This is a genomic window from Actinacidiphila acididurans, from assembly GCF_016918855.1.
In the GTDB taxonomy this organism is placed as follows: domain Bacteria; phylum Actinomycetota; class Actinomycetes; order Streptomycetales; family Streptomycetaceae; genus Actinacidiphila; species Actinacidiphila acididurans.
This window is the reverse complement of sequence record NZ_JADKYB010000003.1, coordinates 533,261-543,256: the sequence shown is the minus strand read 5'-3', so window position 1 is coordinate 543,256 and position 9,996 is coordinate 533,261. Positions and strand designations below refer to the sequence as shown.

Annotated in this window: 12 protein-coding genes; 4 read left to right on the top strand and 8 right to left on the bottom strand. The window is 73.4% G+C overall.

Annotated features, from left to right (window positions below; genetic code table 11):
- Positions 1 to 44: 44 nt before the first annotated feature.
- Complete coding sequence (locus tag ITX44_RS07810) at positions 45 to 242, bottom strand: hypothetical protein (RefSeq protein ID WP_205356278.1); 198 nt, start codon at positions 240 to 242, stop codon at positions 45 to 47.
- Between the two features lie 471 nt (positions 243 to 713).
- Here ITX44_RS07810 and ITX44_RS07805 point away from each other — a divergent pair, with 471 nt between their 5' ends.
- Positions 714 to 1,034 (top strand): carboxymuconolactone decarboxylase family protein, encoded by a 321-nt coding sequence (locus tag ITX44_RS07805; protein WP_205356277.1) that lies wholly within the window; start codon positions 714 to 716, stop codon positions 1,032 to 1,034.
- Positions 1,035 to 1,530: 496 nt separating this feature from the next.
- Here ITX44_RS07805 and ITX44_RS07800 read toward each other — a convergent pair whose 3' ends face one another.
- The 6 genes from ITX44_RS07800 to ITX44_RS07775 all read right to left on the bottom strand — a co-directional run bounded on the left by ITX44_RS07800 (position 1,531) and on the right by ITX44_RS07775 (position 6,311).
- The gene (locus tag ITX44_RS07800; RefSeq protein WP_205356276.1) at positions 1,531 to 2,019 is read right to left on the bottom strand and encodes a DoxX family protein; all 489 of its coding nucleotides are present in this window, start codon (positions 2,017 to 2,019) and stop codon (positions 1,531 to 1,533) included.
- Positions 2,020 to 2,249: 230 nt separating this feature from the next.
- Positions 2,250 to 2,765, bottom strand: a complete 516-nt coding sequence (locus ITX44_RS07795) for a flavodoxin domain-containing protein (protein ID WP_205356275.1) — start codon at positions 2,763 to 2,765, stop codon at positions 2,250 to 2,252.
- 6 nt (positions 2,766 to 2,771) lie between these two features.
- On the bottom strand, positions 2,772 to 3,464 hold the full coding sequence (locus ITX44_RS07790) for a CBS domain-containing protein (protein ID WP_205356274.1): 693 nt from the start codon (positions 3,462 to 3,464) through the stop codon (positions 2,772 to 2,774).
- Between the two features lie 82 nt (positions 3,465 to 3,546).
- On the bottom strand, positions 3,547 to 4,203 hold the full coding sequence (locus tag ITX44_RS07785; protein WP_205356273.1) for a helix-turn-helix domain-containing protein: 657 nt from the start codon (positions 4,201 to 4,203) through the stop codon (positions 3,547 to 3,549).
- Between the two features lie 6 nt (positions 4,204 to 4,209).
- Complete coding sequence (locus tag ITX44_RS07780; protein WP_205356272.1) at positions 4,210 to 5,286, bottom strand: zinc-dependent alcohol dehydrogenase family protein; 1,077 nt, start codon at positions 5,284 to 5,286, stop codon at positions 4,210 to 4,212.
- Positions 5,287 to 5,453: 167 nt separating this feature from the next.
- Entirely contained in the window at positions 5,454 to 6,311 is an 858-nt protein-coding gene (locus ITX44_RS07775) for a helix-turn-helix transcriptional regulator (RefSeq protein WP_205356271.1), read from the bottom strand.
- 86 nt (positions 6,312 to 6,397) lie between these two features.
- Between ITX44_RS07775 and ITX44_RS07770 the strand changes: the two genes are divergently transcribed.
- Positions 6,398 to 7,180 (top strand): SDR family NAD(P)-dependent oxidoreductase, encoded by a 783-nt coding sequence (locus tag ITX44_RS07770; protein WP_205356270.1) that lies wholly within the window; start codon positions 6,398 to 6,400, stop codon positions 7,178 to 7,180.
- Between the two features lie 76 nt (positions 7,181 to 7,256).
- Here the strand turns inward: ITX44_RS07770 and ITX44_RS07765 are convergent, their stop codons facing one another.
- On the bottom strand, positions 7,257 to 8,522 hold the full coding sequence (locus tag ITX44_RS07765; protein WP_205356269.1) for a cytochrome P450 family protein: 1,266 nt from the start codon (positions 8,520 to 8,522) through the stop codon (positions 7,257 to 7,259).
- Between the two features lie 325 nt (positions 8,523 to 8,847).
- Here ITX44_RS07765 and ITX44_RS07760 point away from each other — a divergent pair, with 325 nt between their 5' ends.
- Both ITX44_RS07760 and ITX44_RS07755 read left to right on the top strand, forming a co-directional pair.
- Positions 8,848 to 9,594, top strand: a complete 747-nt coding sequence (locus ITX44_RS07760) for an SDR family NAD(P)-dependent oxidoreductase (RefSeq protein ID WP_205356268.1) — start codon at positions 8,848 to 8,850, stop codon at positions 9,592 to 9,594.
- 140 nt (positions 9,595 to 9,734) lie between these two features.
- On the top strand, positions 9,735 to 9,986 hold the full coding sequence (locus ITX44_RS07755) for a Smr/MutS family protein (protein ID WP_307795155.1): 252 nt from the start codon (positions 9,735 to 9,737) through the stop codon (positions 9,984 to 9,986).
- Positions 9,987 to 9,996 lie beyond the last annotated feature (10 nt).

Genomic DNA, 9,996 nt, shown 5'->3' with positions numbered 1-9,996 from the left:
CCCGCGCAGCCGGGAGGGGTCGACCACACGATCGACGCTGGCGTCTACATCCCCCAGCCGACCCCGCCGACCTCCCCACCGCCCACCACCACCCCGCCGACGTCGGCGCCCCCGACCACGGTCCCGCCGACCCTCGCCCCGCCCACCCGCCCGGCCGCCCCGGCCGTGACGGACGGGGGCGTCAGGGCGATGACGGCGGTGAGACCGGCGGCCAGACCGAGATGGAGACGCAGGCGTTTCACGTGGCGGCTTCCTTCCGGAAGGGGGTGGGTGCCCGGTGGCTCGCGCGGCGCACCACGGACAAGCGGATTCCGCCCCGGGCGCCCGTGCCCTGGACGACGCACGTCCTGGTCAGGGCCGGGCGGGCGGTGGCGGACCGCTTGGCCGCCGAACTTAACGGACCACTGCTCTCTTGTAAAGGCGGTGCGCGTGGTGCCCGAGCGGTCCGGCGGGCAGCCGTACGGGCGCTGGTCGGCGCGGAGTTGCCCGGGTGCGCGGGCCCTCGCCGGGGCCGGAAGCTGGGGCGGCGGTCACCGGCTGTGTCCGCGCGGTACGGGGCTGCCGCAGGTCAGGGGGCGGTCCGCCGCGCCCGGTCGGCATGCGCGGAAGCCGGACCGGCCCTTACCGTGGAGGGGCAAGCAGCCGGCACGCGGGGCGGACGGGCCCGCCGGGGGTGCGTACCGGTCCGTACCTCGCTGGAAGGCGGTCCGGACATGGCAACCGCGTCGGACACCCCCGTACTCGACACCATCGCCGCCATGACGGTCGATTCGATCGAACGCTGCGGCCTCGACGAACGCACCCTCATCCTCACGCGCATCGCCGCGCTGGTGGCGATGGACGCCCCCGCGGTCTCCTACCTCACCCACATCGATCCGGCCGTACGGGCCGGCCTGTCGGCGGAACAGGTCCAGGACGTGCTGATCGCGGTCGCGCCCGTCGTGGGCACCGCGCGCGTCATGGCAGCCGCCGGCCGCATCGCCGAGGCGCTCGGCTTCACGATCGCGGTGGCCGAATCCGAGAGCGGCATCTGAGGCACAGCGCCGCGCCCGGGAAGCCCGGGTTCGCACAGCATCGGCCGCCGCCCGACCGGCGGCGGCCGACCGCTCCCCGCAGCGGCGGGGAAGTGACGGTCCAAAAAGTAACGGCCCGTTCACAGAAGTCCCCGCCGATGCCCGTGGCGTGACGGATGCGGGCGCGTACCCGTTCGCCCGTACGGCCCGTCCCGGCGTGCCGAGCCGCCGTGCCAATGGAGGAAGACAGTCCTCCGGCATCGGCGGGAGAGCGGCCCATGAGCAGCGCGGCACCCCCGGCCGAGGAGCGCGGGCCGGGCCGGGGCGGCGAGGGGGGTACGGCGGCCGGGGGCGGGCCGGATGACGCCTGTGGTGCGGCCCCGGAGGTCGGCTGTGCGGGCACAGCGCGGACTCCGGGGCCGCGGGCCGGGCCGAACCGGGTCGAAGGAGGTCGGACCAGGTCCAGCACGGCCCGAGCGGGGTCGGGCAGGATCGAGTCAGTCCCGTGACGACGGTGTCAGGGCGACTCTGTGGTGGTGACCGGCGCGGGAGCTGCCGCCTGCGCGGGGACGGAAACGGCCGCCGGCGCGGAACTCCTGGTGAAAGCGCTCGTCAGGGTCCAGGCGCCGGGGCCGACGAGCGCTATCAGAAGGAAGCTCCAGCAGAAGAGGACGGAGAGCTCGCCACCGTTCTCGATCGGCCACAGCGCGTGCTTCTGGTGCACGGTGAAGTACGCGTACGCCATGGAACCGGAGCTGAGGACCGCCGCCACGCGCGTCCCGATGTCGCCGATGCCGATGAAGACCAGGGCGCCGCAGACGAGCTGGATCAGCCCTGCCCACCAGGACGGCCAGTGCCCGACGGCGGGCCCGCCGCCGGGGGTGCCGCCGAAGGCGTCGAGGACGGAGGACGCGCCATGGCAGGCGAAGAGAAGCCCGATGACCATGCGGTACAGGGCTAAGACAGCCGGAGTCACTGCCTCCGGCTTCACGCCGAGCTTGAACATGGAAGCTCCTTCGATGTGGGGGGAAGGAACGGATGGGTTTCGGCCCTTACGGTCATACCTGTCCGTTGTGGGGGCCAGGTGACAGCAGTGAACACTGTCACCCCGCGACGTCATTGTTGCGCGTGACCACCTGTACGTAGGAGACCGCCCGAACATTCAGAGAAAACACAGAAGTTCGAGTCGGTGCGCAGCAACGGGCCCGGGTGTATACGTTCCGGGGGTGCCGGCCCTCAGCGCGGCGTCGGCTCCGCCATCAGCTCGCGGGAGATGGCGTGCGCCCATTCCCGCACGCTGTCGGGATCGCGGAAGTCGCCGCCCCCTCCCCGACGCAGGATCAGCCGGGCGAGCAGACCGCGGGCACCCGACACAAGGCGCCCGCCGAACGTCATGTGCTCGCGGGCGTCCACCGCGTCGGCGACGCCCAGGGCGCTCGGTACCGGCGGCACGTCCCGCTCGTCCACGGTCGGGTCCAGTGGGCCGCTGCTGAACAGCCAGACCGGGCGCTCGAGCAGGTCACGGCGGTTGCGGTGGGCGAACCTGACCGCGCCGCGCAGCCAGCGGCCCTCGTACACCCCGGAGCCCAGGACGACGGCGGTGAAGGGGTGGAGGGTGCCGATCGTCGACGCCGGCAGCACGGTGGCCGGCAGCCCCTCCTCGCGCAGTGCGGTGCCGATCCACTCGGCGATCTCGGACGTGCCGCCGTTCCTGGACTCGTAGGCGACGAGGACGTGCTGCGGCGCGGCCACGGCCGCTCACCCCAGGCCGGTACGGTCCTGCCGGCCCGCCACGGCGACCGCCTCGTCGGTGCGGTAGCCGAGTTCGGCGCTGACCCCGACGACGCCGTCGACCGCCTCGCTCAGCCGGACCAGGACGTCGACGAGGCTGCGGCGGTCCACGGTGCCGTGCAGCAGCACGCGGCCGTCGTCGACGCGGACGCTCACCTCGTCCGGTGAGATGCCCATGGCCCGTTCCAGGATGTCGCCGCTGATCTCCTCGCGGATCAGGGAGTCGCGGCGCAGGAACACCCGCAGCAGGTCGGACCGGCTGACGATGCCGACCAGCGTGCCGGTCTCGTCCACCACGGGCAGGCGCTTGATGTGGCCGCGGTCCATGACCCGCGCGGCCTCGACCACCGACCATTCGGGGTGGGCGACGATCGCGGGGCCGGTCATCAGCCCGCCCGCGGTGGTCGCCACCGGGGGCGGCAACTCCTCGCCCGGTGTGTCCAGGACGGCCAGCAGCCCGGCGGGGTCCGGCTGGCTGGACTCCCTGCGCAGCAGGTCCGCCTCGGAGACGACGCCGACCGGGCGGCCGGAGTCGTCCACGACGGGCACGGCGGTGATGTCGTGCTCGGCGAAGAGCTTGGCGATGGTCTTGAACGGCGTGTCCGGGCGGACCCGGACCACCGTGTGCGTCATCAGGTCGCCGACCGTGCGGTGCCTCATGGTGCGGCCTCCTCGTTGACTCGTTCGTGCTCGTTTCCTCTGCCCGGCGCCGCGGTCGCAGGGCCCCGGGGCGGGCCGGGTCTCACCCGGCGGTGATCCGGCGGCCGGTGACCCGTACCGGCCGGATCCGCAGCCACATCTCGCGATCGCCCCCCACCCAGGGAGTGGTGTACGCGCGGCCGCGCAGGCCCCGCACCTCGCCGGCGTCGGTCACCTCGTCCGCGGGGCCGACGACCAGGACGCTCCAGCCGCTGCTGAGCGCCTCGTCGATCCGGTCCACCTCGAAGGCCACCTCGTGCCCGGCGGCGAGCGAGACCGGGTCGGCCGGCGCCGTGCGCAGGACGATGTCCCCGTCGATCACGTCGTAGTTGACGGGCAGGATGGCCGGGCCCGCGTCCGTGGTCAGCGCGATCCGGCCCACGCCGTGGCCGGACAGCAGGGCCATGGACTCCTGCGGGGGGAGTTCGGTGAAGACGGGGTGGGTGGGTGCCGCGCCGGTGCCGGGCGGCAGGTCCGCGTCGCCGCCGCGCAGGTGCGGCACCGTGGTCTGCAGTGCCTCGGCGACCCGGAGCATGAACGACGGCCCCGGATTCGCCGACGGCCGCTCCTCGACGTATTGCAGGTAGGCGGTGGCCACACCGGCCCGCTCGGCCACCTGCTCGCGGCTGAGCCCGAGTTCCTCGCGGCGGTGGGTCAGCCTGCGCCCGATGTCGCCCCGCGGTCCGGCTGTCTTCGGCACGGCGGATCAGCTCCCCTCGGCGGCGTGCGCGGTCGGGCCCTCGGGCCGCGGTTCGCCGAGCACCACTTTGAGGGCGCCGGTGTCCGCGGCGCGGGCGAAGACGTCGTACGCCTGCTCCATCGCGTCCAGTTCGAAGGTGTGGGTGACCATCGGCGCCGCCGGGAGACGGCCGTCGATGAGCATGCGCAGCAGGGTCGGCGTGGAGTAGGTGTCGACCAGGCCGGTGCGGATCGTGACGTTCCGGCTCCACAGGTCCTCGAGGTGCAGCGTGGCGGGCCGGCCGTGCACGCCGACGTTGGCGACGTGTCCGCCCGGGCGGACCATGCGGGTGCACAGTTCGAAGCTCTCGGGCGCGCCCACGGCCTCGATCACCACGTCGGCGCCGAGTCCACCGGTGAGGTCCGCGATCAGCGTCTCGCTGTCCGCCACTGTGGCGGTGACGTCGGCGCCCAGGCGTTTGGCCGCGTCCAGCCGCGCGGGGGCGAGGTCGACGGCGACGATCCGGGACGGCGAGAAGAACCGGGCGGTGGCGACGGCGGCCAGCCCGACCGGCCCCGCGCCGACCACGGCGACGGTGTCCCCCGGGCGTACCCGCCCGTTGAGCACGCCGACCTCGTACGCGGTGGGGAAGATATCGGCCAGCAGTACGGCTTCGGTGGCGTCCACGGTGGCCGGGAGCGGGTGCAGCGCGTTGTCGGCGTAGGGCACCCGGACGAACTCCGCCTGCGTGCCGTCGACGAGATGGCCGAGAATCCACCCTCCGCCCTCGCGGCACTGCCCGTACGCGCCCTCCCGGCAGTATCGGCACCGCCCGCACCCGGTGATGCACGACACCAGGACGCGGTCCCCCGGCCGTACGCCGCGCACCGCGCTGCCGGTCGCCACCACCTCGCCCACGGCCTCGTGCCCCAGCACGGTGCCCGGGCGCACCTCCGGCACGTCCCCCTTGAGGATGTGCAGGTCGGTACCGCAGATCGTGACGGCCTCCACCCTGACGACGGCGTCGGTCGCGTCCTGGACGACCGGATCGGGTGTCTCGCGCCACACGGCGCGTCCCGGTCCCTCGAAGACGAGCGCTTTCATCGGACCCTCTTCCTCGCTCGGCAGCCGGCCCCTCCCGCCCGGCGTGCCGCGCACGGCCCCCGGGCCCGGACGGGACCCTTCGCACGTCTCCAGCCTGCGCCGTCTTCCACTCCCCCGCATGGGCACACCGTCCCGGCCGGGTGGGCCGAACGGCCCGGGGAGCCGCGTCAGAGCGATCCGCTCGCGTGGACGGCCTCGGTTCCGAGGACGTTCAGCAGCGCCAGCGCCTCGGCGGCAGGGGATCCCGCGGGCGCGCTGTAGAGCACGAGGTGCTGGTCGCGGTCCGTGAGCGCGAGCGAGTCGCAGTCGACGGTGACGTCCCCGACCACCGGATGGTGGAAGGTCTTCGTGAGCATCGGCGGGGCCTGCACGTCGTGCCGCTCCCAGAGCCGGGCGAACTCGGGGCTGCCGTCGCGGAGTTCGTCGACGAGTTCGGTGACCGCGGGGTCGGACGGGTAGCGGGCGAGGGTGGATCGCAGTCCCATGACGACGTGGTGCCGGAACTCCGCGGCGTCGGAGACCCCGTACAGCGTCGTCTCTTCGCGCGCCGGACCGAGGAACGCGCGGCGGGCGAGATTGCGGTCCTGCGGGGCGCGATCGGCGAAGTCCTCCATGAGCGCGGCCGCGAGGTCGTTCCAGGCGAGCACTTCGAACGTGGCGGATATGACGAATGCGGCCGTCTGCGGCAGCCGCTCGAGGAGCGTGAGGATGCTCGGGCGGACGTCGCGCCGGTGCCGTCCGGTGCGGCTCGGCGCGGTGCCCGCGAGGAGGTGGAGGTGGTCGGACTCGGCGTCCGTGAGCCGCAGCGCGCCCGCGATCCCGGCGAGGACCTCGCCGGAGGGCCGCGGCGCCCTGGCCTGCTCCAGCCGGACGTAGTACTCGGTGGAAATGTGCGCGAGGACCGCCACCTCCTCGCGGCGCAGACCCGGTGTCCGGCGCCGCGAGCCCGAGGGAAGGCCTACGTCCTGCGGCCGCAGCCGCTCGCGACGGCTGCGGAGGAACGCCCCGAACTCCTGCTTGTCCATACCTCAAGTCTGCCTGCCGCCCGGCGGCGGATCCTGGTACTGCCTGTGCCTGCATCCGGTCCGCACGCCGATCCGACACTGGCGCCATGACGAACAACATCGACATCGCACCCATCGGCCTGCTCACCGGCAAGGTCGTGTTCATCACCGGCGCCAGCCGGGGCATAGGGGCGGCCGCCGCCCGGCTCTTCGCCCGCGAGGGCGCCGCCGTCGTGCTCGCCGCCCGCAGCACCGACGCCCTCCAGCGGATCGTCACCGAGATCCGCGCCGAAGGCGGCGTCGCGGACGCCGTGACGGTCGACCTCGCCGACCGCGCGAGCATCGGCGCGGCGATCGACCGCGTCGAGGAGCTGCACGGACGGCTCGACGGCGCGTTCAACAACGCCGCGGCGATCCAGCACCCCGGCCCGCTCGACACGACCAGCGAGGAGGACATCGAGCAGCAGTTCGCGGTGAACTTCCGCGCGCACTGGACCGCGATGACGGCCGAGGCCGCGCTCATGCGCCGTGGCAGTGGTGGGGCGATCGTCAACACCTCGAGCATCGGCAGCCGCCGCGCGAACCCCGCTCTGCCCGCGTACGGCGCGATGAAGCGCGCGCTCAACAGCATCACCGAGACCGCCGCCGTGACCTGGGGGCCGCAGGGTGTCCGGGTGAACGGCATCACCCCCGGCGGCACCGCGACGGAAATGATCGACGCCTGGGAGGCGGCGTCCCCGGGCGTCATCGACCGGATCAACGCGAGCATCCCGCTCGGCCGGATGGCCGAGCCCCACGAGGTCGCCGAGGTGGCCGCGTGGCTGCTCAGCGACCGGGCCTCGATGGTGACCGGAGCGATCGTGCCGGTGGACGGCGGCGCCGGCGCCTGACCGACGGGACCCGGGCGGACCGGCGCCACAGCCCCGCCGAGCAGGCGCCGGCGCTCGCTCGCCGGGCTCGTACGGGTCAGGCGTCCGCCGAAGGCGCGGCGTGACCGGCGTGGAGCAGGACGGGCAGTTCCATGTGGCCGTTGGAGACGAAGGTGGCCAGCGGGCGGAGCTGGTCGGCGGGCAGCGCCAGCCGCATGTCCGGGAAGCGGTCGAAGAGCGCGGGGAGCGCGATGCCGGCCTCCAGCCGGCCCAGGGGCGCACCGATGCACAGGTGGGTGCCGTAGCCGAAGGCGAGGTGGGCCTGGTGGGCGCGCAGCGGGTCGAAGGTGTCGGCGGTGTCGCCGTGCCAGTCCGCGTGGCGGTTGGCTGCCGCGAAGGACGCCAGGATCGGGTCGCCCTGGCGGATGACGACGCCGGCCCGGTCGGACAGGTCGATCTCCTCGACGGCGAACCGCAGCGGGAGGTGCGGGACGGGGGCCTCCAGCCGCAAGGTCTCCTCGATGAAGTCCGTCCAGGTCAGGCGGCCCTCGCGGATGCCGGCGAGCTGGTCGGGGTGGGTGAGGGCGTGCACGATGCCGTGGTCGAGGAGGTTGGCGGTGGTCTCGTGGCCCGCGGAGATGACCGTCAGCAGGGTGTCGATCAGCTCTTCCTCGCTCAGCCGGGCGCCGTCGTCGGCGCGGGCCGCGATGAGCAGACTGGTCAGGTCGTCGCCCGGCTCGGAGCGGCGCAGAGCGACGAGGTCGGCGAGGATCGCGTGCATGCGGCCGATGTTGGCCTCGGCCTCCTCCGGCTTGATGGTGGTGTCGAAGAATCCGTCCACGCACTCGCGCAGGCCCGGCCGGTACTGCTCGGGCACGCCCATCAGCTCGCATATCACTTCGATCGGCAGCGGGTAGCAGAACCGTTCCCGCAGGTCCTGCGCGTCGCCGGGGGGCTCCGCGGCGAGGTCGTCGAGCAGCCGGGCGGTGATCTCCTCGATCCGCGGGCGCAGGCTGCGGGTGCGGCGGGCGGTGAAGGCCGGGGCGACCAGCTTGCGCAGGCGGGTGTGGTTCTCGCCGTACGCGGTGAACATGTTCTTGCCCGCCACCCACATGTACAGCGGCCACTCGGGCGAGATCTCCCCGGCCACGAACGCCGGCCAGTGCTTCGGGGCGTGCTTGGAGACGCGGGGGTCGGTCAGCAGGTCCTTCAGTAACTGCGGCTCCGTGATCGACCAGGCCACCACGCCGCCGGGCAGTTCCACCGGCGTGGCCGGCCCGTGCTCCCGGATGCGGGCGCCTTCGCCGTGGATGTCGCTGCCCTTGACGTCCAGGACGATGGGGGCCGAGTGGATCAGGCTCATACGCTCCTCCTGCGGTTCGGGGGACGGGACGGACGTGCTGACGTCGTACGCGGAGGCGTACGGCCTTGACGTCGTACGCGCGTGCGACGCACTCGTACAGCAAAGGACCGACACATGCCGCCGGTAAGGGCGCAGAGAAGAGGAACGCGGGCATTCAACGCCCCGGAGCGCACGCCCCCGGCGCCCCTTGTGCGCCCCTGAAGTCGCCGTACCGGACCGGGGCGGTCCCCGCGCGGCGCGGCCCGGCGAACGCGCGGTTTGGCTTCGAGCGGACTCCAGGTCCTAGCGTCGCGGTCGTGGGTGACGCGATCACGGAGGTGGACCGATGAGGGCGCTGGTGACCGGCGGGACGAGCGGGCTGGGGCGGGCCATGGCCGCCGCGCTGGCCGGGGTGGGAGCGACCGTGGCGCTGACCGGGCGGTCCGCGCGGCGGGCGGAAACGGTCGCGGGCGAACTGCCCGGAGCGATCGGCATCGAGCTGGACGTGCGGGACGAGGCGTCGGTGGCCCGGGCGGTGGAGCAGGTGTGGTCGCGGCTGGGCGGGATCGACATGCTGGTGAACAACGCCGGGATCGGGATGCGGACGGTGAATCCGCGCTTCATGACGCGGCCGCAGGGTTTCTGGGAAGTGCCGGCCGACGGCTTCCGGGCCGTGGTCGAGACCAACCTGACCGGGTACTTCCTGGTGGCGCGGGAGGTCGCGCCCCGGATGCTGGCCGCGGGCGGCGGCCGTATCGTCAACGTCTCGGTGAACGAGTCGACCATGCGGCGGGCCGGGTTCGTGCCGTACGGGCCGTCGCGAGCCGGCAGCGAGGCGCTGTCCCGGGTGATGGCCGCCGACCTGCGGGGCACCGGTGTCACCGTCAACCTGCTGCTGCCCGGCGGCGCCACGGTCACCGGCATGCTCCCGCCCGACGCCGTGTCCGAGGGGCACGGTTTCCTGGCGCCCGAGGTGATGGGGCCGCCCGTGGTCTGGCTGGCGTCCGACGAAGCGGCCGGCGTGCACGACGAGCGCATCGTGGCGGTGGACTTCGAGCGCTGGCTGCGCGAGCGCGATGCCGGACGGTCGTGAGGCCGGCTCGCCTTCGCCGGTAGGTATGCGGCGGATCGCAGCACTCGCGCGGGGACGGCGGACCGGAGGAGGACGTACGCTGCGACCGTACCGACCCACGGGGACCCGGCGTCGGCCCGTGACGAAGCGCAACGGAGGCGATCGCCCTGCTCACGCTGGATCTCCACCCGATCTTCCGCAACGACCGCGACATCGACATGGCGCTGCGCCAGACCCTCTTCAAGGCCGCCGCGACCGGGGTCGACGTCGTGCAGATCATCCCGGGCAAGGGAACGGGACGGCTCAAGCAGCGGGTGCTGGCCGTCCTGGCGCAGAAACACATGAAGAAGCTCTACGTCCGGGTGGAGACCGACGCGACCAACACCGGCCGGGTGCTGGTCCACCTGCGCTGAGCGCGGCGCC